This window comes from Escherichia sp. E10V5 (genome assembly GCF_004212315.1).
GTDB lineage: Bacteria > Pseudomonadota > Gammaproteobacteria > Enterobacterales > Enterobacteriaceae > Escherichia.
Window position 1 is genome coordinate 39,161 of sequence record NZ_RHJM01000022.1, and the last position, 23,539, is coordinate 62,699.

Annotated in this window: 20 protein-coding genes; 8 read left to right on the forward strand and 12 right to left on the reverse strand. The window is 50.7% G+C overall.

What is annotated here, in order from left to right; translation table 11 throughout:
- Position 1: 1 nt before the first annotated feature.
- The 7 genes from rsxD to blr form a co-directional block, all read right to left on the reverse strand.
- Positions 2-1,060: an electron transport complex subunit RsxD gene (gene rsxD / locus D9738_RS15885; RefSeq protein ID WP_130260591.1), complete on the reverse strand. Its 1,059-nt coding sequence runs from the start codon at positions 1,058-1,060 to the stop codon at positions 2-4.
- Positions 1,061-3,475: an electron transport complex subunit RsxC gene (rsxC, locus tag D9738_RS15890; protein ID WP_130260592.1), complete on the reverse strand. Its 2,415-nt coding sequence runs from the start codon at positions 3,473-3,475 to the stop codon at positions 1,061-1,063.
- Positions 3,468-4,046, reverse strand: coding sequence for an electron transport complex subunit RsxB (gene rsxB, locus D9738_RS15895; protein ID WP_130209361.1), 579 nt, complete (start codon positions 4,044-4,046; stop codon positions 3,468-3,470). The genes rsxC and rsxB overlap by 8 nt, the downstream gene beginning before the upstream one ends.
- The gene (rsxA, locus tag D9738_RS15900) at positions 4,046-4,627 is read right to left on the reverse strand and encodes an electron transport complex subunit RsxA (protein WP_000133193.1); all 582 of its coding nucleotides are present in this window, start codon (positions 4,625-4,627) and stop codon (positions 4,046-4,048) included. Before rsxA ends, rsxB begins: the two co-directional genes overlap by 1 nt.
- Before the next feature lie 76 nt (positions 4,628-4,703).
- Positions 4,704-5,144 (reverse strand): DUF2569 domain-containing protein, encoded by a 441-nt coding sequence (locus tag D9738_RS15905; RefSeq protein WP_130209359.1) that lies wholly within the window; start codon positions 5,142-5,144, stop codon positions 4,704-4,706.
- A gap of 86 nt (positions 5,145-5,230) precedes the next feature.
- Positions 5,231-5,446 carry a transcription modulator YdgT gene (ydgT, locus tag D9738_RS15910; protein ID WP_064530017.1) on the reverse strand — a complete coding sequence of 72 codons (216 nt, stop codon included), beginning with the start codon at positions 5,444-5,446 and terminating at the stop codon, positions 5,231-5,233.
- Positions 5,447-5,718: 272 nt separating this feature from the next.
- Positions 5,719-5,844 (reverse strand): division septum protein Blr, encoded by a 126-nt coding sequence (gene blr, locus D9738_RS15915; protein WP_032147885.1) that lies wholly within the window; start codon positions 5,842-5,844, stop codon positions 5,719-5,721.
- 242 nt (positions 5,845-6,086) lie between these two features.
- On the opposite strand from blr, the gene D9738_RS15920 reads away from it, so the two are divergent.
- Positions 6,087-7,127 (forward strand): oxidoreductase, encoded by a 1,041-nt coding sequence (locus tag D9738_RS15920; RefSeq protein WP_064530016.1) that lies wholly within the window; start codon positions 6,087-6,089, stop codon positions 7,125-7,127.
- A gap of 35 nt (positions 7,128-7,162) precedes the next feature.
- Here the strand turns inward: D9738_RS15920 and add are convergent, their stop codons facing one another.
- From add to malX, 3 genes are all read right to left on the reverse strand, one after another.
- A complete protein-coding gene (gene add / locus D9738_RS15925) occupies positions 7,163-8,164 on the reverse strand; it encodes an adenosine deaminase (RefSeq protein WP_130260593.1) in 1,002 nt (333 codons plus the stop codon).
- Between the two features lie 103 nt (positions 8,165-8,267).
- Positions 8,268-9,440 carry a bifunctional maltose regulon transcriptional repressor/cystathionine beta-lyase MalY gene (gene malY / locus D9738_RS15930; protein WP_130260594.1) on the reverse strand — a complete coding sequence of 391 codons (1,173 nt, stop codon included), beginning with the start codon at positions 9,438-9,440 and terminating at the stop codon, positions 8,268-8,270.
- Positions 9,441-9,449: 9 nt separating this feature from the next.
- A complete protein-coding gene (gene malX / locus D9738_RS15935; RefSeq protein ID WP_130258952.1) occupies positions 9,450-11,042 on the reverse strand; it encodes a PTS maltose transporter subunit IICB in 1,593 nt (530 codons plus the stop codon).
- Positions 11,043-11,216: 174 nt separating this feature from the next.
- On the opposite strand from malX, the gene malI reads away from it, so the two are divergent.
- The 6 genes from malI to uidC all read left to right on the forward strand — a co-directional run bounded on the left by malI (position 11,217) and on the right by uidC (position 18,815).
- A complete protein-coding gene (gene malI / locus D9738_RS15940) occupies positions 11,217-12,245 on the forward strand; it encodes a mal regulon transcriptional regulator MalI (RefSeq protein WP_130219033.1) in 1,029 nt (342 codons plus the stop codon).
- A gap of 111 nt (positions 12,246-12,356) precedes the next feature.
- Positions 12,357-13,124, forward strand: a complete 768-nt coding sequence (hdhA, locus tag D9738_RS15945; RefSeq protein WP_130260595.1) for a 7-alpha-hydroxysteroid dehydrogenase — start codon at positions 12,357-12,359, stop codon at positions 13,122-13,124.
- A gap of 233 nt (positions 13,125-13,357) precedes the next feature.
- A complete protein-coding gene (gene uidR, locus D9738_RS15950) occupies positions 13,358-13,945 on the forward strand; it encodes a DNA-binding transcriptional regulator UidR (protein ID WP_130209345.1) in 588 nt (195 codons plus the stop codon).
- A gap of 384 nt (positions 13,946-14,329) precedes the next feature.
- On the forward strand, positions 14,330-16,141 hold the full coding sequence (gene uidA, locus D9738_RS15955; protein ID WP_130260596.1) for a beta-glucuronidase: 1,812 nt from the start codon (positions 14,330-14,332) through the stop codon (positions 16,139-16,141).
- Complete coding sequence (gene uidB, locus D9738_RS15960; RefSeq protein WP_130260597.1) at positions 16,138-17,511, forward strand: glucuronide transporter; 1,374 nt, start codon at positions 16,138-16,140, stop codon at positions 17,509-17,511. The genes uidA and uidB overlap by 4 nt, the downstream gene beginning before the upstream one ends.
- Before the next feature lie 38 nt (positions 17,512-17,549).
- The gene (gene uidC / locus D9738_RS15965; protein WP_130260598.1) at positions 17,550-18,815 is read left to right on the forward strand and encodes a glucuronide uptake porin UidC; all 1,266 of its coding nucleotides are present in this window, start codon (positions 17,550-17,552) and stop codon (positions 18,813-18,815) included.
- Between the two features lie 44 nt (positions 18,816-18,859).
- Here uidC and D9738_RS15970 read toward each other — a convergent pair whose 3' ends face one another.
- Both D9738_RS15970 and manA read right to left on the reverse strand, forming a co-directional pair.
- Complete coding sequence (locus tag D9738_RS15970; protein WP_130209337.1) at positions 18,860-20,368, reverse strand: YdgA family protein; 1,509 nt, start codon at positions 20,366-20,368, stop codon at positions 18,860-18,862.
- A gap of 100 nt (positions 20,369-20,468) precedes the next feature.
- Entirely contained in the window at positions 20,469-21,644 is a 1,176-nt protein-coding gene (gene manA, locus D9738_RS15975) for a mannose-6-phosphate isomerase (RefSeq protein WP_130260599.1), read from the reverse strand.
- Positions 21,645-21,842: 198 nt separating this feature from the next.
- Here manA and fumB point away from each other — a divergent pair, with 198 nt between their 5' ends.
- On the forward strand, positions 21,843-23,489 hold the full coding sequence (gene fumB / locus D9738_RS15980; protein ID WP_130260600.1) for a class I fumarate hydratase: 1,647 nt from the start codon (positions 21,843-21,845) through the stop codon (positions 23,487-23,489).
- The last annotated feature ends 50 nt before the right edge of the window (positions 23,490-23,539 follow it).

The following is a 23,539-nucleotide window of genomic DNA, read 5'->3' on the forward strand; positions in this document are numbered from 1 at the left end:
TTTATCCTTTGCGATGGCCGTATACGCGTGGACGCGTGTAGTAATCGATCAGAGGAACCGTGATGTTCGCCAGCAGGACAGCAAAGGCAACGCCGTCAGGATAGCCGCCGAAACTGCGGATCAGCCAGACTAATAATCCCGCCAGCGCACCGAAAATCAGACGACCACGATTGGTGGTAGACGCGGTGACTGGATCGGTCAGAATAAAGAATGCACCGAGCATGGTCGCGCCAGACAGCAGATGAATCTGCGGTGAAGCTAGTGTTTCCGGAGAGAACAACCAACCCAGCGTTGCGCACAGGGCCAGTGTCACTAAGAAACTGACGGGAATATGCCAACGAATCGCTTTCTGCCATAGCAGCCACACGCCACCAACCAGCCATGCGAGGTTTACCCATTGCCAGCCAGTGCCCGCGAGAACACCGCTGTAGATTGGATACTGCATAATCTGTTCAACAGAATGACCGGCGCGTACAGATGTTTTGAACGTATCCAGCGGTGTCGCCTGGCTAATGCCATCGATACCTAAGCGAAGTGTGTTCATATCACCACCACTGGCGGTATGACCGCTGAAGATAATCTGTACAGCGTCAATGAATCCAGGGATATTGACCGCAATCTCATGCGGCGGCAACCAGCTGGTCATCTGTACCGGGAAGGAGATCAGTAATACCACATAACCAATCATTGCCGGGTTAAACGGATTTTGCCCCAGACCGCCATACAGCTGTTTAGCGATGATTACGGCAAACACCGTGCCGAGTACCACCATCCACCACGGCGCAAGAGGCGGAATACTTACCGCCAGTAATAAGCCCGTTAGCAATGCTGAGTTATCTTTTAAGGTTGCCGTTACAGATTGCTTGCGCAGTTTGAGTACGAGGGCTTCGGCTAAGAGTGCACTGACCGAGGCCAACAGGAGTTGAACGAGAGTACCCCAGCCAAAAAACCACAGTTGCGCAGCGATTCCTGGGACGGTTGCGACCAGCACCAGCAGCATTATGCGCGATGTCTGGCGCTGGTTATGGGTATAAGGGGAGCTAGCTATTCTGAATACCATTTAGTCCTCGTTTACAACCTTTTGCTGAGCGGCTTTTTTTGCCTGAACCCGGGCGATAGCCGCGGCAACTGCAGCCTTGCGCGGATCAACCTGTTCTTCCTGCTCTCCGTTGGCCTGCTGCTGTTCCAGCTTGCGCGCTTTAGCGCGGGCGATAGCAGCTTCAACGGCAGCCTTGCGCGGATCAACCTGTTCCTGCGGTTCTTCGTTAGCAGGCTGCTGTTCCAGCTTGCGCGCTTTGGCGCGGGCGATAGCGGCTTCAACGGCAGCTTTACGCGGATCAACCTGTTCCTGCGGTTCTTCGTTAGCAGGCTGCTGTTCCAGCTTGCGCGCTTTGGCACGGGCAATAGCGGCTTCAACGGCTGCTTTACGCGGATCAACCTGTTCCTGCGGTTCTTCGTTAGCAGGCTGTTGCTCCAGCTTGCGCGCTTTAGCACGGGCGATAGCCGCTTCGACGGCAGCTTTACGCGGGTCAACCTGTTCCTGCGGCTCTTCGTTAGCAGGCTGCTGTTCCAGCTTGCGCGCTTTAGCACGGGCAATAGCGGCTTCAACGGCAGCTTTACGCGGATCAACCTGTTCCTGCGGTTCTTCGTTAGCAGGCTGTTGCTCCTGCTTGCGAGCTTTAGCACGGGCGATAGCCGCTTCGACGGCAGCTTTACGCGGGTCAACCTGTTCCTGCGGCTCTTCGTTAGCAGGCTGTTGCTCCTGCTTGCGTGCTTTGGCGCGAGCAATTGCGGCTTCCACTGCCGCTTTCCGCGGATCGGCAACGGTTGCGGCTTCGTTAGTCTGTTGCAATTCAGCCTGTTTCGCTCTGGCTTGCGCTTTACGCGCTTCCCGTGCCGCAATAATCGCGCTGTTATCCGGGCGTTCGCCCGCTTTAATCACAATAGGCTGTGTGGCCTGGGCCTGTTTTTCTTTTACGCGTGCCAGTGCGGCAGCAATCGCATCTTTGTCTTTGGCCGCAGGTTGAACCGCCGCGTTCTTGTGTCGTTCAAGACGCGCGGCTTTTTCACGTTCCAGACGTGCCTGACGAGCTTCAAAGCGTGCTTTTGCTTCGGCTGCGCGTTTTTCTTCCTGACGAATGGCGGCAATCTCGGCTTTTTCCTGACGGAAATATTGCACAAGAGGGATATTGCTTGGGCAAACCCACGCACAGGCCCCGCATTCAATACAATCGGCAATATTATGTGTGGTGGCTTTATCGTGCTGCTGGCCTTTGCTGAACCAGTACAATTGTTGCGGCAGGAGATCTGCAGGGCAGGCATCAGCACAGGCGCTACAACGGATGCAGCTTTGTTCTTCCTGTGGTTCGCCAAGTTCATTGGCAGACGGTGCCAGTAAACAGTTGGTGATTTTTACGACCGGAACATCCAGCCACGGCAAGGTAAAGCCCATTAGCGGGCCGCCCATAATCACCATTTGATCGGCAGAAGGGCAGAATCCTGCATCGTTCAATAAATGACGAACCGGCGTACCCAGTCGTGCCCAGACGTTGCCGGGGCGTGCAATTGCTTCGCCAGTCAGCGTCACGACACGCTCGGTAATCGGCTCGCCATCAATAACGGCTCGTTTCACTGCGTAAGCCGTGCCGACGTTTTGCATTAACACGCCGATATCTGATGAACGACCGCCGTGTGGAACCTGCTTTCCGGTCAGGATGTAGGTTAACTGTTTGGCGCCGCCAGAGGGATATTTGGTCGGAATAACTCGCAGAGAAATATCGTGAGAATCCGCCAACACTGCACGCAGCATGGAAATTGCCTGCGGTTTGTTATCTTCAATTCCGATCAGAATTTCGCGTGGCTGTAGAATATGCCCAAGAATGCGAATACCTTCTACGACCTGGGCGGCGCAATCCTGCATCAAACGGTCATCGGCGGTAATGTATGGCTCGCATTCTGCGGCATTAATGATCAACGTTTCGATTTTATCGCCGCCGCCCTGCAATTTAACGCCAGTAGGGAAGCCAGCACCACCCAGTCCGGCGACGCCAAATTGATGAATGCGTTCGATTAATTCTTCCCGAGTGCGTGAGCGATAATCGGTCCAACCGTCACGTGGGATCCAGCAATCTTCCCCATCGGCATCAATAATCACGCTTAATTCAGCTAACGCTGAAGGATGAGCCGTAGAGTGGGGCGCAATAGCCGTAACGGTGCCAGACGTTGGTGCGTGAACCGGTAGCATTTTGCCGCGTCCACGGGTGAGTGGCTGTCCGCGCAGTACCTTATCACCAACGTTAACGCACAGCTCGCCTTCAGCACCAATATGCTGTTTCAGTGGAATAACAAATCGCTGCGCCAGCGGAACCTGGCGTAGGGGAGTACCGTTGGACTGAGTTTTCATCTCCGGTGGATGAATGCCGCCATCGAAGTCCCAGATTTTATTTTTTTTGAAAGCAGAGAATAACTTAAGCATGGTGTTCCACGGGAATGATGCGCACGGGAATGGTGTTCAGATCCCATTTCCAGCTGTCTGGCGTTTCTGCAACCGGTTGTAAGGAGATGCAATGCGTTGGGCATGGGTCTACACACAGATTACAACCTGTGCACAGATCGCTCATGACGGTATGCATTGCTCGGGTAGCGCCGACAATGGCGTCCACCGGACACGCCTGAATACACTTAGTGCAGCCAATACAGTTATTTTCATCGATAACCGCTACCATACGCGCAGGCGTCAACTCCTGCGCTTCGCCATCCAGCGGCTGTGGTTCGACGTTGAGCAACTCGGCAATTTTCAGCATTACAGCTTCGCCACCAGGGGCGCAGCGGTTGATTTTTTCACCGTTGCAACTGATAGCCTCCGCATACGGGCGACAGCCAGGATAACCGCATTGACCACACTGGCTCTGCGGTAAAATTTCGTCAATTTTCTCAACGACCGGATCGTCTTCCACCGCAAAACGGCGGGAGGCATAACCCAGAATGGCGCCAAACGCCAGGCCCAGCAGGCTGATGGCGGCAACGGCAATCCAGATAGCATTCATTACAACTTCACCAAACCACTAAAGCCCATAAAGGCCAGAGACATAAGACCTGCGGTAATCAGCGCAATGGCATTACCACGAAAAGGTGCCGGGACATCAGCCACAGCCAGGCGCTCGCGGATGGCTGCGAAAAGCACCATCACCAACGAGAAGCCGACAGCTGCTGAAAAACCGTACAGCGCCGACTGCAAGAAATTATGCCCGAGATTAATATTCAGCAACGCGACACCAAGCACCGCACAGTTGGTGGTAATAAGCGGCAGAAAAATCCCCAGCAGACGATAAAGCACCGGGCTGGTTTTACGCACCACCATCTCGGTGAACTGCACCACTACAGCGATCACTAAAATAAACGCTAACGTGCGCAGGTAAATCAGGTTGAGTGGAATCAAGATCCACGTGTCGATAAGCCAGGCGCAGATTGACGCCAGCGTCATCACAAATGTTGTTGCCAGCCCCATCCCCATTGCAGTTTCCAGCTTTTTGGAAACGCCCATAAACGGACAGAGGCCCAGAAACTTAACCAGTACAAAGTTATTGACCAGTACAGTTCCGACAAACAGTAACAGGTAGTCAGTCATTTTTCGGCCTGAAATAAAAAAGCCGCCTATTATCCGTTAATCCAGAGCAGGCGACAACAGGTTAACTGTAAGGTTATTACGGATTCACAAACGTCGCTTTGACCCGCAACGAGCGTTTGAAATAGGGGACTATCAATGCGGTTGCCAGCAAAGTGAACAACAACTGGCGCACGGCTACGCCATCTGCAACTGGCGAAAAAGCGAAGGTTTTAACAGCCAGTAATACGGAGATCAGTAGCCAGATAATATAGTGTTTAGGAACACAACGCCGACGTTTAAAGAAAGCGATGGTCAACCACAAAGTGTAATACCACATGGCGATGGCGGTAATAAAAGAAACGCCCCATAAGATTTGCGTTGTCAGTGCTTGTTCGCCGATCGTTTTATATGTTTGAGGAGAAGATAACGCTGCGGTATACAGTAACAGCGTCAGCGTCGTACTCAATAGAGCGACTAACAGCCAGGCCAAAGGGCCAAGCAACCAGCCTCCAATACGTTGTGGCGTTGTGGTGGTCATAGGTTCTCCAGAATAGCGACAGCAAACAGGCAAATCTAATTTTAGGGGCGTTATTATAAGGTTTTTATTATCAATCGCTACTTTCTTTATTGGACATAGTGCCAGACGGACTTCGGCACCTGGCCCAGGTCAAACAAACGCCCGCCAGACACCAGCTCTGCGCGGCGGTGATCGGCGGCGCGATACATGTTGATAAGGTCCTGATCGTCCGTCAGTGTGTAATTAAGATGATCGTAGAGTTTTTCCAGGCTTTCGAGTGAACTGATTTTGCGAAATTTTAATAAGTAGTCCTGAACAGTCATAAAAGGCCTATAAAATAATTAATACCAAAGTGGTAGGTATTATATGTAATGATAAAACTTCACCAAAAGTGAACGCTTATTTAATAACAATAATAAGAATGTGCTGATGGTAAATATTCAGGGATGAAATACTGTCATGAAAAGAGTAACGCGCTTTACTATCCCTGCCAATCGCCGACAACACACCACAAGATAATAAATTCCTGGTTTAATACCCGACAAGTTAAAACATGCATCCGGACGGGCTGCATGCTGTTCTGCAAGTGCAGGTATTACTTATGTTGTACTGGTGTACTCTGTTCTGGCGGCTGGTAGTTGTCAATGTGACTCGCCACGCCAAGGAGAATGACAGAAACGACAAGAACGATCCAACCTGTTAATTCAATAAGACGATTCATTACTGCCCACATCTATGTTGAGTGATCCATTAACTTCAGGGGGTAAATGTTACTTAGCAATAATTGCCCCAGCAAGATTTTTGCTGAGGTTTTTGCGATATTTAGCTTTTATCATTAGAAAATTCGCCATTTCTTTGACTTAAGTTAAATAACATCCCTTATTGCGGGCTGGTTATTAAACTGTTGAGAGAGGGTAAAGGATAGTGTCAAATAGCGATCGTACTTCTCTGAGAGGCAATGACATGAGCGACAACATCCGTGTTGGGTTGATTGGGTATGGTTATGCGAGCAAAACCTTCCATGCGCCCCTGATTGCGGGCACGCCCGGACTAGAACTGGCAGTAATTTCCAGCAGTGACGAAACAAAAGTAAAAGCCGACTGGCCAACAGTGACGGTTGTCTCTGAACCAAAGCATCTTTTTAATGATCCCAACATAGACTTGATTGTCATTCCCACACCAAATGATACCCATTTCCCGTTAGCCAAAGCGGCGCTTGAAGCGGGTAAACATGTGGTCGTCGACAAGCCTTTTACCGTGACACTGTCACAAGCTCGAGAACTGGATGCGTTGGCAAAAAGTCTGGGTCGCGTATTGTCGGTGTTTCATAATCGTCGCTGGGATAGCGATTTTTTGACACTAAAAGGTTTGCTCGCGGAAGGCTCGCTGGGTGAAGTTGCGTACTTTGAGTCTCATTTTGACCGCTTTCGGCCGCAGGTGCGCGATCGCTGGCGTGAACAGGGCGGCCCTGGCAGCGGTATCTGGTACGATTTGGCACCGCATTTGCTCGATCAAGCTATTACGCTTTTTGGCTTACCCGTCAGTATGACGGTGGATTTAGCACAGTTGCGCCCAGGGGCGCAGTCGACTGATTATTTCCACGCCATTTTGTCCTACCCACAGCGGCGGGTCATTTTACACGGCACCATGTTGGCGGCAGCTGAGTCAGCACGTTATATCGTGCATGGCTCCCGTGGCAGCTATGTTAAATACGGCCTCGATCCGCAGGAAGAGCGGTTGAAAAATGGTGAGCGTCTGCCGCAGGAAGACTGGGGCTACGATATGCGTGACGGTGTACTAACCCGTGTTGAAGGCGAGGAACGTGTTGAAGAAACGCTGTTGACCGTGCCGGGGAATTATCCGGCTTACTATGCTGCCATTCGTGATGCGTTGAATGGCGACGGTGAAAACCCGGTGCCAGCAAGTCAGGCCATTCAGGTAATGGAGTTGATTGAGCTGGGCATCGAGTCCGCCAAACATCGCTCGACTTTGTGCCTTGCTTGAAAAGGGGATGGTGCAATTAGCACCATCCATTTTTGTTACTTCGCTGCGACTGTTTCTCGCAGTGCGCGTTTTTCCTCTGCGCTGAGGAAAGCCATTTCCAGACCATTAATCTGCGCCTGGCGGATTTGCTCGCGAGATAAACCTGCAGCGGGCGCGGCAACGGTATATTCGTGAATGATATCGACGCCCTGAACACCCGGGTCGTCGGTGTTAATACTGGCGCAGATACCATGCTCAAGGAACGTTTTCAGCGGATGTGCCGCCAGAGATGCCACGGTACTGGTCTGAATATTGGAGGTCAGGCAGGATTCTATGCCAATTTGTTGCTCGGCGAGGAAATCCATCAGCGCCCGATCTTCAATGGCTTTTACGCCATGCCCAATGCGTTCAGCTCCCAGCTCACGAATGGCTTGCCAGATACTTTCTGCCCCGGCAGCTTCGCCTGCATGGACGGTAATATGCCAGCCTGCATCACGCGCGTGGTTGAAGTGAGAGAGGAACAAACTCCCCGGAAAACCAAGTTCATCACCGGCTAAATCCAGTGCGGTAATCTGATCACGGTGGGCTAAAAATGCCTCCAGCTCTTGCTGGCAGGCAGCTTCGCCAAAGGTCCGGCTCATAATGCCGATAAGTTTCGCCTGCACACCAAAGGTGTGGCAACCGTCACGTACGCCGTCAATAACGGCTTCGACAACGCCCGCAACAGGCAACTGATGCGTCATTGCCATATAACCTGGCGAAAAACGCAGTTCGACATAGTGCAGGCCGTTTCGGGCAGCATCTTCAATATTTTCAAACGCCACGCGACGGCATGCGTCGAGCGAGGCGAGAACTTTAACGCCCCAGTCAAGCTTAGTCAGAAAACTCACCAGATCGGGTTCGTTGGCAATGACCTGAACGTGTGGAATTAGCGTTTCCAGGGATTGTGCAGGTAGCGAGATATTATACTGGCGGCCAAGTTCAAGGATGGTCTGGGGACGAATGTTGCCATCAAGGTGGCGATGGATATCAGTTAATGGCAGGGTGGTATCAATCATGGTCGCACTCTTTTTCTGGATATAAAAGTGCGCACCATTATAAAAACAAAGCAGGGTAAAAATCTACGATTGCGCAACGATTATTTGCGTTGCGCAATCGCAATTAGCGTACAGCTTGGATGGCGTTAATTAATCCAGCGACACCTTTTTCCAGTTTAGAACGTGGGCATCCGGCATTGAGCCGAACAAAGCCACGGCCTTCTTCACCGTAGGTATATCCCGGCATGATTGCCACTTTTTCTTGTTCAATCAGGGCTTTTTGCAACGCGTTGTCATCAATGTTCAACGGACGTAAATCAAGCCATGCGAGATAAGTGGATTGGGGAATCTGCCAGTTGAGTTCAGGGAACGCGGCGTTCATCGTCTCTGCGATATACGTCAGGTTATCTTTCAGATAGACGCGTAAGGCATCAAGCCATGGCGCGCCTTGCTGATAGGCGGCGATATGGGCGGTTAACGCCAGTACCGCAGGGGAAGAAAGCCCATCACGGCTTTTCAGGGCCGATAAATACGCTTCACGGCTGTCGTTATTTTCAATAATCCCGTAAGCCCCGGTCAGAGCCGGAATATTGAAACTTTTCGAACCAGAAGTCAGTAGCGCCCAGTCGCCGCGAGCTACATTGCTCCAGGGAATATGCGGTTGCTCGCCCCATACCATATCCATATGGATTTCATCGGAGATAACGCGCACACCATAGCGTTCGCACAGGTCAGCCATTGTTTCCAGTTCATCGCAAGTCCAGACTTTACCTGTAGGATTCTGAGGGCTACACAGGAGCATAATTTTACACTCCGGTTTCGCCAACACGGCTTCCAGTTTACCCATATCGCAAAACCAACCATCAACCCGCTTCTCTAAAGCAACGGGCATCACGGTGCGCTGATTACCTTCAATGGCTTTGTAAAATGCGTCGTAGGCAGGGGTATGGATCACCACACCTTCACCGACAGCGGACCACTGACGAATCAGCTCCGACACCATATAGATAACGGAAGGGCCATATACCACCGACTGCGTATCAATGGCGGTGTAATGCTGTGTGGAAAACCAGTGGGCGATAGCCGCGAGAAATTCATCGTTTTTCCAGCGACTGTAGCCAAATACGCCGTGCATCAGGCGCTGGTTCAGCGCCTCGATAATGCAGGGAGCGGTGGCAAAATCCATGTCTGAAATCGTGAACGGTAACAGGTCAGCAGTGCCGAAACGGTCAGCGACATAATCCCACTGTGTGCACCATGTGCCATAACGATCCACGACCTTCGAAAAATCGAACATATCTTATCCTTATGCCTGAACAGTACGCATCAGACCGGCCATTTCATCTTTGACTGACTGAACTTGCGGCCCGATAACAACCTGCAGGTTATGTTGATTAAGTTGTACTACGCCAATTGCCCGATTGTCCTTCAGTGCCTGCACATTAACAAGGGACATATCTTTCACTGACAAACGCAGACGAGTAATGCAGTTATCGAGGCTGACAATATTATCGGCACCGCCTAAGGCTTCGAGGATTGCCGGAACGTTGTAACCTGATTTACCTGGCGTACCGGCAACGGCTTTTTCGATTGAGCTGGCAATTTCGCTATCGCGGCCAGGGGTTTTCAAATTGAAGCGGGTGATAGCGAAACGGAAGATGACGTAGTAAACAACAAACCAGATTGCCGCCACCACTGGCACCATGTACCACTTGGTTGACAGTCCATGCAGAATACCGAACACCACAAAGTCGATGATATTGCCGTCGGTATTACCGATGGTGACACCGAGCACGGACATGACGGTGAAGCCGAGGCCGGTTAACAGCGCGTGGATGACGTACAGAACTGGCGCTACGAACAGGAACAGGAATTCCAGCGGTTCGGTAGTGCCGCCAACGACACAGGCGATCAGGCCAGAAATCAGCAGACCTTTAATTTTATGGCGATTTTCCGGGCGCGCACAGTGATACATAGCTAACGCTGCACCTGGCAGACCGCCGAGGAATGCAGGCATTTTGCCCTGCGAGAGGAAACGCGTGGCGCTTTCAGAGAAACCGTGAGTGGTCGGGCAACTCAATTGCGCCTGGAAGATGGTTAGTGCGCCGCTGACGGTTTGACCGCAGACTTCCTGCGTGCCGCCTGCGTCGGTAAAGCGAATTAATGCCACCAGAATGTGATGCAGACCAAATGGTAACAGCAGACGCTCACCCGTACCAAACAGCATAGGTCCGAAATCACCCGCGCTGTTAATCATATGGCCTAATCCACTAATGCCCATGGCGAAGATCGGCCAGACCAATGGAATCACCAGACCGACAAGGCCCATCACCAGCGAGGAGATGATTGGCACGAAGCGCGTACCGCCGAAAAACGCCAACGCATCCGGGAGGCGGATATTATGGAAACGCTCATGCAGCATCCAGACGATAATACCGGCGATAACTGCACCGAGGATCCCGGTGTCGATCGACTGGATCCCAAGAATGCTTTGAATGTTATTGGCTTTCAGCACGGCAGCATCGGTGGTCGGCAGAATGCCTTTATTGGTCAACCAGAAGTTCACTGCCAGGTTCATCACTGCGTAACCAACAAAACCAGCGAACGCCGCGACGCCTTTGTTTTCGCGCGCCAGACCCAGCGGAATGGCGATACAGAACATCACTGGCAGGAAACTAAACGCAAACGAACCAACCTTACTCATCCAGGTAAAGATGGCCTGCAGCACAGGGTTACCCAATGCCGGGATCAGTGTGATGACATCGTGACTACTAAGGGAACTGCCAATCCCCAACATAATGCCGCAGAACGACAGTAATGCGACAGGCAACATAAAGGTTTTGCCTAGCTGCTGGAAGAATTCCCACAGTGTGACTTTTGGTGCTGCTTTCGCCGTCATAAAACGACTCCTCGTAGAGAACAATCTGGATTCAGTAAATTGCGCGAGAAGATAAAACGTTTTATCAAATTTTAGTGAGGCATAAATCACATTACGCAACGATAATAGCGGGTATAAGATAAATAAAAGGTAAAACGTTTTATCTGTCACAAAATCAGGGAGTAGGTCATCTGCATGGCTACCGCCAAAAAAATCACCATTCATGATGTTGCGCTGGCTGCGGGCGTGTCGGTCAGTACTGTTTCGCTGGTGCTAAGTGGCAAAGGGCGAATATCTACCGCCACAGGAGAACGTGTTAACGCCGCCATTGAAGAACTGGGGTTTGTGCGCAATCGCCAGGCGTCGGCACTACGCGGCGGGCAGAGTGGTGTGGTTGGCTTAATTGTGCGTGACTTGTCTGCGCCGTTTTACGCTGAATTAACAGCCGGGCTGACGGAGGCACTGGAAGCGCAGGGGCGAATGGTTTTTTTGCTCCACGGCGGTAAAGACGGCGAGCAACTGACCCAGCGCTTTTCACTGCTACTGAACCAGGGCGTCGATGGCGTCGTCATTGCCGGTGCGGCGGGTAGCAGTGATGACCTGCGGCGAATGGCAGAAGAAAAAGGTATCCCGGTGATTTTCGCTTCCCGAGCCAGTTATCTTGATGATGTTGATACTGTTCGCCCGGATAACATGCAGGCAGCGCAGTTATTGACGGAGCATCTCATTCGCAATGGACACCAGCGTATTGCCTGGCTGGGAGGGCAAAGTTCCTCTTTAACCCGGGCGGAACGAGTGGGTGGCTATTGCGCGACACTATTAAAATTCAGCCTGCCGTTTCACAGTGATTGGGTACTGGAGTGTGCCTCGAGTCAGAAGCAAGCTGCGGAAGCCATTACGGCGCTTTTGCGTCATAACCCGACCATCAGCGCCGTGGTTTGTTACAACGAAACCATTGCAATGGGGGCATGGTTTGGCTTGCTGAAAGCAGGACGACAAAGTGGTGAAAGTGGCGTCGATCGTTACTTTGAACAACAGGTTTCACTGGCGGCATTTACCGATGCGACGCCAACTGCACTTGATGATATACCCGTTACCTGGGCCAGCACGCCTGCGCGGGAACTTGGTACGACACTTGCGGATCGCATGATGCAAAAAATCACCCATGAAGAGACGCATTCACGTAATCTTATTATTCCCGCCCGGCTCATTGCGGCGAAATAATCCTCTCTTTATCTGCTATACCTGGTAGTGTCCTTTCCTCAAGGTTAATGATAAAAAATGTGGCACACAGGCGGTGCCTTTTATTTTTACTGAAGTTCACAGGAGGTTTATGTGTTTAATTCTGACAACCTGAGACTCGACGGAAAATGCGCCATCATTACAGGTGCGGGTGCAGGTATTGGTAAAGAAATCGCCATTACGTTCGCGACAGCTGGCGCATCTGTAGTGGTCAGTGATATTAACACCGATGCAGCTAATCATGTTGTAGATGAAATTCAACAGTTGGGTGGGCAGGCATTTGCCTGGCGCTGTGATATTACTTCCGAACAGGAGTTATCTGCTCTGGCAGGCTTTGCCATCAGTAAGCTGGGCAAAGTTGATATTCTGGTTAACAATGCTGGTGGTGGTGGTCCTAAACCGTTTGATATGCCAATGGCGGATTTCCGCCGCGCTTATGAACTGAATGTGTTTTCTTTTTTCCGTCTGTCACAACTCATTGCGCCTGAAATGGAAAAAAATGGCGGAGGCGTTATTTTGACCATCACATCTATGGCAGCAGAAAATAAAAATAAAAACATGACCTCCTATGCGTCATCTAAAGCGGCGGCCAGCCATCTGGTCAGGAATATGGCGTTTGACCTGGGTGAAAAAAATATTCGGGTGAATGGCATAGCGCCTGGGGCAATATTAACTGATGCCCTGAAATCCGTTATTACACCAGAAATTGAACAGAAAATGTTGCAGCACACGCCAATCAGGCGTCTGGGCCAACCGCAAGATATTGCCAACGCGGCGCTATTCCTCTGTTCACCAGCTGCCAGCTGGATAAGCGGGCAAATACTCACCGTCTCCGGCGGTGGGGTACAGGAACTTAATTAATATGCTAACAGGTCGGTAAACAACCGAGTGAGTGTTGTTTACCGACACCGCTTGTCGAGTAGGGAAAAGCCTCCACCAGACAACTGGTAGCCAAATTCCGCCTGCTGGTTGACCAATTATCGTGCAAATAGTAAACGAAACGGGTATTCCTTCGCACAATTCAACTGCAATGATAGGCGCTCTCCGGACAACGCGGTAAACTAGTTATTCATGCTAACTATATTGGTTTAACGATGGATAACATGCAAACTGAAGCACAACCGACACGGACCCGGATCCTCAATGCTGCCAGAGAGATTTTTTCAGAAAATGGATTTCACAGTGCCTCAATGAAAGCCATCTGTAAATCCTGCGCTATCAGTCCCGGGACGCTTTATCACCACTTCATTTCGAAAGAAGCCTTGATTCAGGCGATTATTCTCCAGGACCAGGAGAGGGCGTTGGCCCGCTTCAGGGAACCGATTGAAGGGATCCATTTCGTTGACTATATGGTCGAGTCGATAGTCTCTCTCACCCATGAAGCCTTTGGACAACGAGCGCTGGTGGTCGAAATTATGGCAGAAGGGATGCGCAATCCACAGGTTGCCACCATGCTTAAGAATAAACATCTGACCATCACGGAATGTATTGCCCAGCGCATGAGGGATGCCCAGCAAAAAGGCGAGATAAGCCCTGACATTAACACGGCAATGACCTCTCGTTTACTGCTGGATCTGACCTATGGCGTGCTGGCCGATATCGAAGCGGAAGACCTGGCGCGAGAAGCGTTATTTGCCCAGGGGCTGCGCGCGATGATTGGCGGTATCTTGACCGCATCCTGATCCTCACTTTCCGCGGGCCGGTGAAGAGAGTGCCCGCGTTCAATGCCTCAACACAGCTGAACAAAAAACGTTCTCACCTGGTCGAAAAATCCCACTAAAACATTCGTCGAAACCATATGTCATGGGAATTTATCGTTTTACAAGCAATCGAACGAGCGTTCGATTGCTTATTTTGTGTCTTCTGTCAACGCTGTCTTAAAGATTAATGCGATCCATATCACGCTGTGGGTATTGCAGTTTTTGGTTTTTTGATCGCGGTGTCAGTTCTTTTTATTTCCATTTCTCTTCCATGGGTTTCTCACAGATAACTGTGTTCAACACAGAATTGGTTAACTAATCAGATTAAAGGTTGACCAGTATTTTTATCTTAATGAGGAGTCCCTTATGTTACGTCCTGTAGAAACCCCAACTCGTGAAATCAAAAAACTCGACGGCCTGTGGGCATTCAGCCTGGATCGGGAAAACTGTGGAATCTCTCAGCGTTGGTGGGAAAGCGCGTTACAAGAAAGCCGGGCAATTGCTGTACCTGGCAGTTTTAACGATCAGTTCGCCGATGCAGATATTCGTAATTATGTGGGCAACGTCTGGTATCAGCGCGAAGTCTTTATACCGAAAGGCTGGACGGGGCAGCGTATCGTCCTGCGTTTCGATGCGGTCACTCATTACGGCAAAGTGTGGGTAAATAATCAGGAAGTGATGGAGCATCAGGGCGGCTATACGCCGTTTGAAGCCGATGTCACGCCGTATGTTATTGCCGGGAAAAGTGTACGTATTACCGTTTGTGTGAACAACGAACTGAACTGGCAGACTATCCCGCCGGGAATGGTGATTACCGACGAAAACGGCAAGAAAAAGCAGTCTTACTTCCATGATTTCTTTAACTACGCCGGGATCCATCGCAGCGTAATGCTCTACACCACACCGAACACCTGGGTGGGCGATATCACCGTGGTGACGCATGTCGCGCAAGACTGTAACCACGCGTCTATTGACTGGCAGGTGTTGGCAAATGGTGATGTCAGCGTTGAACTGCGTGATGCAGATCAACAGGTTGTTGCAACTGGACAAGGCACCAGCGGGACTTTGCAAGTGGTGAATCCGCACCTCTGGCAACCGGGTGAAGGCTATCTTTATGAACTGTGCGTCACAACCAAAAGCCAGACAGAGTGTGATATCTACCCGCTGCGCGTCGGCATCCGGTCAGTGGCAGTGAAGGGTGAACAGTTCCTGATCAACCACAAACCGTTCTACTTCACTGGTTTTGGTCGTCATGAAGATGCGGATTTACGCGGTAAAGGATTCGATAACGTGCTGATGGTGCACGATCACGCATTGATGGACTGGATTGGTGCCAACTCTTACCGTACCTCGCATTACCCTTACGCTGAAGAGATGCTCGACTGGGCTGATGAAAATGGCATTGTGGTGATTGATGAAACTGCTGCCGTCGGCTTTAACCTCTCTTTAGGCATTGGATTTGAAGCGGGTAACAAGCCAAAAGAACTCTACAGCGAAGAGGCCGTCAACGGGGAAACTCAGCAGGCGCACTTACAGGCGATTAAAGAGCTGATTGCGCGTGACAAAAACCACCCCAGCGTGGTGATGTGGAGTATTGCCAACGAACCGGATACCCGTCCGCAAGGTGCACGGGAATATTTCGCACCACTGGCGGAAGCAACGCGTAAACTCGACCCGATGCGACCGATCACCTGCGTCAATGTAATGTTCTGCGACGCTCACACCGATACCATCAGCGATCTCTTTGATGTGCTGTGCCTGAATCGTTATTACGGTTGGTATGTCCAAAGCGGCGATTTGGAAACGGCAGAGAAGGTGCTGGAAAAAGAACTGCTTGCCTGGCAAGAGAAACTGCATCAGCCGATTATCATCACCGAATACGGCGTGGATACGTTAGCGGGACTGCACTCGATGTACACCGACATGTGGAGTGAAGAGTATCAGTGTGCATGGCTGGATATGTATCACCGCGTCTTTGATCGCGTCAGCGCCGTCGTCGGTGAACAGGTATGGAACTTCGCTGATTTTGCGACCTCGCAGGGCATTATGCGCGTTGGCGGCAACAAGAAAGGGATCTTCACCCGCGACCGCAAACCGAAATCGGCGGCTTTCCTGCTACAAAAACGCTGGACTGGCATGAATTTCGGTGAAAAACCGCAGCAGGGAGGCAAACAATGAATCAACAACTCTCCTGGCGCACCATCGTCGGCTACAGCCTCGGTGACGTCGCCAATAACTTCGCCTTCGCAATGGGGGCGCTCTTCCTGTTGAGTTACTACACCGACGTCGCAGGCGTCGGTGCCGCTGCGGCGGGCACCATGCTGTTACTGGTGCGGGTATTCGATGCCTTTGCCGACGTCCTGGCCGGGCGAGTAGTGGACAGTGTGAATACCCGCTGGGGAAAATTCCGCCCATTTTTACTCTTCGGCACAGCGCCGTTAATGATCTTCAGCGTGCTGGTATTCTGGGTGCCGACCGACTGGAGCCATAGCAGCAAAGTGGTGTATGCATATTTGACCTACATGGGCCTCGGGCTTTGCTACAGCCTGGTGAATATTCCTTATGGTTCACTTGCTACCGCGATGACCCAACAACCACAATCCCGCGCCCGTCTGGGCGCGGCTCGCGGGATTGCCGCTTCATTGACCTTTGTCTGCCTGGCATTTCTGATAGGACCGAGCATTAAGAACTCCAGCCCGGAGGAGATGGTGTCGGTATACCATTTCTGGACGATTGTGCTGGCGATGGCCGGAATGGTGCTTTACTTCATCTGCTTTAAATCGACGCGCGAGAATGTGGTACGCATCGTGGCACAGCCGTCATTGAAGATCAGTCTGCAAACGCTGAAACGGAATCGTCCGCTGTTTATGTTGTGCATCGGAGCGCTGTGTGTGCTGATTTCGACCTTCGCTGTTAGCGCCTCGTTGTTGTTCTATGTGCGCTATGTGTTGAATGATACCGGCTTGTTCACCGTACTGGTGCTGGTGCAAAACCTGGTCGGTACCGTGGCATCGGCACCGCTGGTGCCGGGGATGGTCGCCAGAATCGGTAAAAAGAACACCTTCCTGATTGGCGCGCTGCTGGGAACCTGTGGTTATCTGCTGTTCTTCTGGGTTTCCGTCTGGTCGCTGCCGGTGGCACTGGTTGCGTTAGCCATTGCCTCAATTGGTCAGGGCGTTACCATGACCGTGATGTGGGCGCTGGAAGCCGATACCGTAGAATACGGTGAATACCTGACCGGTGTGCGGATTGAAGGACTTACCTATTCGCTATTCTCATTTACGCGCAAATGTGGACAAGCAATAGGAGGATCAATTCCCGCGTTTATTTTGGGATTAAGCGGATATATTGCCAATCAGGTGCAAACACCGGAAGTTATTATGGGGATCCGCACATCAATTGCCTTAGTACCCTGCGGGTTTATGCTACTGGCATTTATAATAATCTGGTTTTATCCGCTCACGGATAAAAAATTCAAAGAAATCGTAGTTGAAATTGATAATCGCAAACAAATGCAGCAGCAATTAATCAGCGATATCACTAATTAATATCCCATAAAAATAATCAGAACATCAAAGGTGCAACTATGAGAAAAATAGTGGCCATGGCCGTTATTTCCCTGACGGCTGCCTCTGGCCTTACCACTGCTTACGCGGCGCAACTGGCTGACGATGAATCAGGACTACGCATCAGACTGAAAAATGAATTGCGCAGGGCCGACAAGCCCAGTGCTGGCACGGGAAGAGACATTTACGCATGGGTACAGGGAGGATTACTCGATTTTAATAGTGGCTATTATTCTAATATTATTGGTGTCGAAGGTGGGGCGTATTATGTTTATAAATTAGGTGCTCGTGCTGATATGAGTACCCGGTGGTATCTTGATGGTGATGAAAGTTTTGGCTTTGCCCTGGGGGCAGTAAAAATAAAACCGAGTGAAAATAGCCTGCTTAAATTAGGTCGCTTCGGAACAGATTATAGTTATGGTAGCTTACCTTATCGCATTCCGTTAATTGCTGGTAGTTCGCAACGGACATTGCCGACTGTTTCCGAAGGGGCGTTAGGTTACTGGGCTTTAACGCCAAATATTGAATTGTGGGGAATGTGGCGTTCACGAGTATTTTTATGGACCGATTCAACAACCGGTATTCGTGATGAAGGGGTTTATAACAGCCAGACGGGAAAATACGATAAACATCGCGCACGTTCTTTTTTAGCCGCCAGTTGGCATGATGATACCAGTCGCTATTCTCTGGGGGCATCGGTACAGAAAGATGTTTCCAATCAGATACAAAGTATTCTCGAGAAAAGCATACCGCTCGACCCGAATTATACGTTGAAAGGGGAGTTGCTCGGCTTTTATGCGCAACTCGAAGGTTTAAGTCGTAATACCAGCCAGCCCAATGAAACGGCGTTGGTTAGTGGACAATTGACCTGGATCGCGCCGTGGGGAAGCGTATTTGGCAGTGGTGGTTATTTGCGTCATGCGATGAATGGAGCCGTAGTGGACACCGACATTGGCTATCCCTTTTCATTAAGTCTTGATCGTAACCGCGAAGGAATGCAGTCCTGGCAATTGGGCGTCAATTATCGTTTAACCCCGCAATTTACGCTGACATTTGCACCGATTGTGACCCGCGGCTATGAATCCAGTAAACGAGACGTGCGGATTGAAGGCGCGGGTATCTTAGGTGGCGTGAACTATCGGGTTAGTGAAGGGCCGCTACAAGGGATGAATTTCTTTCTTGCAGCCGATAAAGGGCGTGAAAAGCGCAACGGCAGCGCGCTGGGCGATCGCCTGAATTACTGGGATGTGAAAATGAGCATTCAGTATGACTTTATGCTGAAGTGAGAAAAAACGCCGGAGTGAAAATTCTCCGGCGTTTTGGCCGTGAATTACTGCTGCGGAATTGCCGGTACAGCCGGAACGTTAAGAGCTGGCATCGCAAACATGCCAACAAAATCTTCTAACGACATTTTCTGTCCGTTTAACGTGATCTGACCGTTAGCATATTGCAGGCTGGTGGTGATGGTATTGTCCTGCAAGGTGGTCAGACGGAACATCTGCCCCATTGCTGACGCACCTTCAACTTGCTGTTTCGCCAGTTTTTTCGCTTGATCTTCCTGATATCCTTCCAGCTTCGCTACCTGAGTCATCAGCTCAGTTGCCATATCGACGGGAATGGTCAGTTTCGCATCCAGAGATTTAACCGAGCGGTCCACTTCCTGCGCCAGCGTTTGCGGCGCTTCTTTAGTCGTTGCCGGATCTTTCAGGAACAGCGACAGATTCAGCGCACTTTCACCCTGACTGTTTTTCCAGCTCAGTGGTGCGATAGTAATCACCGGATCGCCTTTCAACATCAGCGGCAGGGCGCTAAAGAAGGCTTCCGTCACTTTCTCCTGATAAAGTTCGGGATTGTTGGCAATTTCTGGCTGTGACAGCAGCGCCTGAGTTTGCGCGTTATATTGCTGGCTAAACTGATGCCAGGCTTCGCCATCAATTTGGCCGACTTTTAAAGTCAGCTTGCCACTGCCCAGATCCTGATTCTGAACCTTCAGGCTATTTAGCGAGTAATCCAGTTGGCTATTGATCGTTTTCCCGTCATTGACCAGATCCGATTTACCGCTGATCTCCATGCCTTCCAGCAATGCCAGCTCTTTGCCTTCCACTGAAATGGTCATTTTTTCCAGCGAGACTTTTTGATTGCCCACGCGTTCACCAAAACTTGCCAGTGAGCTGGAACCGTCAGTTTTCAGATTATTAAAGGTCAACTGCACTTTCTGGTTGTATTCGTTAACCGCATCCACCCGACCGCTTTGTGCTTCCCCTGACAGGGAGATGGCTTTGCCGTCTCTGTCTGCATTTAACTGGAACTCGCCGCCGCTAAAGGCGACTTTTTCATCCTTTTGCTCGTAATTCAGTGGCTTGAGCGAAATATCGGAACTGGAATCACCGCTGTAACCAATGCGGGAGTTAATCTCAAAAGGCGTTTCACCTTTTGCCATATCAAACAGTGGTTTGCTTACTTCATTATTAACCAGCGTGGTTTGAATTGATGCCATCGACGGAATCAGGTTCAGTTTTTTAAGCTGGGCAAGGGGGAAGGGACCATGATCAACCGATTCGTTGAAGATGACGCTCTGACCGCTTTTAATCCACGGATTTTCTTTCCCGGCAATGGGTTTCACCACCAGTTGCAACTGGCTGCTGAATACGCCGCGATGATAGTTTTGATAACTCACTTCCAGGTTGGATTCAGGAGCTGTTAGTTTGAGTTGCGCGTTCGCCTGCGCGACCATGTCTTCGAGATGGGTTTCAATCTTCTTGCCTGTGTACCATGCGCCGCCTGTCCAGACTACGCCGAGCGCAACAATGACGCCTACCGCTACCAGCGATTTATTCATAATGATTATCCATAAAATAAAATCAGGCGGACTGGCCGCCTGAAGGTGTTATAAGCCTTTAATAAGCTTAGCAAGAGATGTTAATTTTTTCAGTAAGCTCTTACAGCTTGTTGTAAACACGGGCTAAACGGCCGTGGCCTTTGACAGTCACCGGTGACTCGTTGGCGGCAATAAACGCTGATTCACCCGGTTTAAGCTGTAACTGCTGAGAACCTTTACACAGCGTTGCATCGCCCTCGACGCAGAACAAAATGGCGGCACTTTGCTGGCTGATGGTGGTTTCTTCATCGCTAAGGTCATGCAGCGAGAAGGCAAAATCATCAACCGGAATCGGGAAGTCCAGCTCTGAGCCTTGTTTCACCGGCTCGGTCAACAACTGGTTGGCCGGTTTGGCTTCGAACTTCACGTTGGCAACCAGCTCTGGAATATCAATGTATTTAGGCGTCAGACCCGCACGCAGCACGTTATCGGAGTTCGCCATCACTTCTAGTGCCACGCCTTGCAGGTAAGCGTGCGGTGTTTCAGCGAACAGGAACATCGCTTCGCCAGGATTCAATTTGACCACATTCAGCAACAGCGGGGAGAACAGACCGCTGTCATCCGGGTAAAATTCAGAAATTAAACGGATCGTTTGCCATGGTTCGCCCTGCTGACTGTCGAGCGCCGATTTTAAAATCGCCAGCGCGCGGGATTTTTCTTCACCCTGCATATTTAACAGGCTGGCAAACAGTTCGCTTAAACGTTCGGCATTGGGCTGCTGCAAAAAGTGAGCAATGGCCGGATGTGCGCCCGCGACTGGCTGAAGCAGGGAGACAATGTCGGAAAACTCACGAAATGCGTTCATCGCGAGGAAAGGGGTCAGGGCGAAAACCAGCTCAGGCTTGTGATTAGGATCTTTATAATTACGCTCGGCGGCATTCATCGGAATACCGGCCGCATTTTCTTTGGCAAAACCGATTTCAGAATTGCGTTTGTTCGGATGCACCTGAATGGAGAGCGGCTGGGCTGCGCATAATACTTTGAACAGGAAAGGCAACTCGCCAAAGCGTTTGGCAACGGCATCTCCCAGCAGAGTCGCTTTATCACTCTCAATCACATCACGCAGTGAAACGATATCTCCTGCGGCATTCTGCACCCGTGAACTGCTCTTTGGATGCGCGCCCATCCACAACTCGGCCATCGGCTGGCTGGACGGATTTTCCATGCCATAAAGTTCAGTCAACGCCGTTTTGCTGCCCCAGGCATAGTTTTGCACTGAGTTAATGAGTTTTTGCATGATCAATCCCTGTTTAGATGTGGAAATTAATCCCGCTATTAAAGCAAGAATCCTACGGGAAGTAACCTGGAGCCGCAAAAAGTCGTACTAGTCTCAGTTTTTGTTAAAAAAGTGTGTAGGATATTGTTACTCGCTTTTAACAGGGCAACGGAACACCCGCCCAGAGCATAACCAAACCAGGCAGTAAGTGAGAGAACAATGTCAAACAAACCCTTTCATTATCAGGCTCCTTTCCCACTCAAAAAAGATGATACCGAGTACTACCTGCTGACCAGCGAACATGTCAGCGTATCTGAATTTGAAGGGCAGGAGATTTTGAAAGTTGCACCAGAAGCGTTAACTCTTCTGGCGCGTCAGGCGTTTCATGATGCGTCATTCATGCTGCGTCCGGCCCATCAACAGCAGGTAGCCGATATTTTGCGTGACCCGGAAGCCAGCGAAAACGACAAGTATGTGGCACTGCAATTCCTGCGAAACTCCGATATCGCCGCAAAAGGCGTTCTGCCAACCTGCCAGGACACCGGCACCGCGATTATCGTTGGTAAAAAAGGGCAGCGTGTATGGACCGGTGGTGGCGACGAAGCGGCGCTGGCGCGCGGTGTCTATAACACTTACATCGAAGATAACCTGCGCTACTCGCAAAACGCGCCGCTGGATATGTATAAAGAGGTGAATACCGGCACTAACTTGCCAGCGCAGATCGATCTTTATGCCGTTGATGGCGACGAGTACAAATTCCTCTGTATCGCCAAAGGTGGCGGTTCGGCAAACAAGACGTATCTCTATCAGGAAACCAAAGCGTTACTGACGCCGGGGAAACTGAAAAATTATTTGGTTGAGAAAATGCGCACACTGGGTACGGCGGCGTGTCCTCCGTATCATATTGCGTTCGTTATTGGCGGAACTTCTGCGGAAACTAACCTTAAAACGGTGAAACTGGCTTCCGCTAAATACTATGACGAACTGCCAACGGAAGGGAACGAGCACGGTCAGGCGTTCCGCGATGTGGAACTGGAAAACGAATTGCTGATTGAAGCGCAAAATCTCGGTCTGGGCGCGCAGTTTGGCGGGAAATATTTCGCCCATGACATTCGCGTTATTCGCCTGCCACGCCACGGCGCATCCTGCCCGATTGGTATGGGCGTCTCCTGTTCTGCTGACCGTAATATCAAAGCGAAGATTAACCGTCAGGGGATCTGGATCGAAAAACTGGAACATAATCCTGGCAAATACATCCCTGAAGAACTGCGTAAAGCGGGAGAAGGCGAAGCGGTACGCGTTGACCTTAACCGTCCAATGAAAGAGATCCTCGCACAGTTGTCGCAGTATCCCGTTTCTACACGCTTATCGCTTAACGGCACGATTATCGTCGGTCGTGATATCGCTCATGCCAAACTGAAAGAGCGGATGGATAACGGCGAAGGGCTGCCGCAGTATATTAAAGATCATCCAATTTACTACGCGGGTCCGGCCAAAACGCCGGAAGGTTATGCCTCCGGTTCTCTTGGCCCAACGACTGCCGGACGTATGGATTCTTACGTCGATCAACTGCAAGCGCAGGGCGGCAGCATGATCATGCTGGCGAAAGGTAACCGCAGCCAGCAGGTGACAGATGCCTGTAAAAAACATGGCGGTTTCTATCTCGGCAGTATCGGCGGTCCTGCGGCAGTGCTGGCGCAGGGGTGTATTAAAAGTCTGGAATGTGTTGAATATCCGGAACTGGGAATGGAAGCCATCTGGAAAATCGAAGTGGAAGATTTCCCGGCGTTTATCCTGGTGGATGATAAAGGAAATGACTTCTTCCAGCAGATACAACTCACGCAGTGTAGCCGCTGCGTGAAATAAGCAGAGCCGCCCTTCGGGGCGGCTTTTTTACATGGCACGAAATACCAAAT

Excerpts from the sequence above, each read along its gene's own strand:
- rsxD (WP_130260591.1), bottom strand. The coding sequence starts at position 1,060 with ATGGTATTCAGAATAGCTAGCTCCCCTTATACCCATAACCAGCGCCAG.
- rsxC (WP_130260592.1), bottom strand. The coding sequence starts at position 3,475 with ATGCTTAAGTTATTCTCTGCTTTCAAAAAAAATAAAATCTGGGACTTC.
- rsxB (WP_130209361.1), bottom strand. The coding sequence starts at position 4,046 with ATGAATGCTATCTGGATTGCCGTTGCCGCCATCAGCCTGCTGGGCCTG.
- rsxA (WP_000133193.1), bottom strand. The coding sequence starts at position 4,627 with ATGACTGACTACCTGTTACTGTTTGTCGGAACTGTACTGGTCAATAAC.
- D9738_RS15905 (WP_130209359.1), bottom strand. The coding sequence starts at position 5,144 with ATGACCACCACAACGCCACAACGTATTGGAGGCTGGTTGCTTGGCCCT.
- ydgT (WP_064530017.1), bottom strand. The coding sequence starts at position 5,446 with ATGACTGTTCAGGACTACTTATTAAAATTTCGCAAAATCAGTTCACTC.
- blr (WP_032147885.1), bottom strand. The coding sequence starts at position 5,844 with ATGAATCGTCTTATTGAATTAACAGGTTGGATCGTTCTTGTCGTTTCT.
- D9738_RS15920 (WP_064530016.1), top strand. The coding sequence starts at position 6,087 with ATGAGCGACAACATCCGTGTTGGGTTGATTGGGTATGGTTATGCGAGC.
- add (WP_130260593.1), bottom strand. The coding sequence starts at position 8,164 with ATGATTGATACCACCCTGCCATTAACTGATATCCATCGCCACCTTGAT.
- malY (WP_130260594.1), bottom strand. The coding sequence starts at position 9,440 with ATGTTCGATTTTTCGAAGGTCGTGGATCGTTATGGCACATGGTGCACA.
- malX (WP_130258952.1), bottom strand. The coding sequence starts at position 11,042 with ATGACGGCGAAAGCAGCACCAAAAGTCACACTGTGGGAATTCTTCCAG.
- malI (WP_130219033.1), top strand. The coding sequence starts at position 11,217 with ATGGCTACCGCCAAAAAAATCACCATTCATGATGTTGCGCTGGCTGCG.
- uidR (WP_130209345.1), top strand. The coding sequence starts at position 13,358 with ATGGATAACATGCAAACTGAAGCACAACCGACACGGACCCGGATCCTC.
- uidA (WP_130260596.1), top strand. The coding sequence starts at position 14,330 with ATGTTACGTCCTGTAGAAACCCCAACTCGTGAAATCAAAAAACTCGAC.
- uidB (WP_130260597.1), top strand. The coding sequence starts at position 16,138 with ATGAATCAACAACTCTCCTGGCGCACCATCGTCGGCTACAGCCTCGGT.
- uidC (WP_130260598.1), top strand. The coding sequence starts at position 17,550 with ATGAGAAAAATAGTGGCCATGGCCGTTATTTCCCTGACGGCTGCCTCT.
- D9738_RS15970 (WP_130209337.1), bottom strand. The coding sequence starts at position 20,368 with ATGAATAAATCGCTGGTAGCGGTAGGCGTCATTGTTGCGCTCGGCGTA.
- manA (WP_130260599.1), bottom strand. The coding sequence starts at position 21,644 with ATGCAAAAACTCATTAACTCAGTGCAAAACTATGCCTGGGGCAGCAAA.
- fumB (WP_130260600.1), top strand. The coding sequence starts at position 21,843 with ATGTCAAACAAACCCTTTCATTATCAGGCTCCTTTCCCACTCAAAAAA.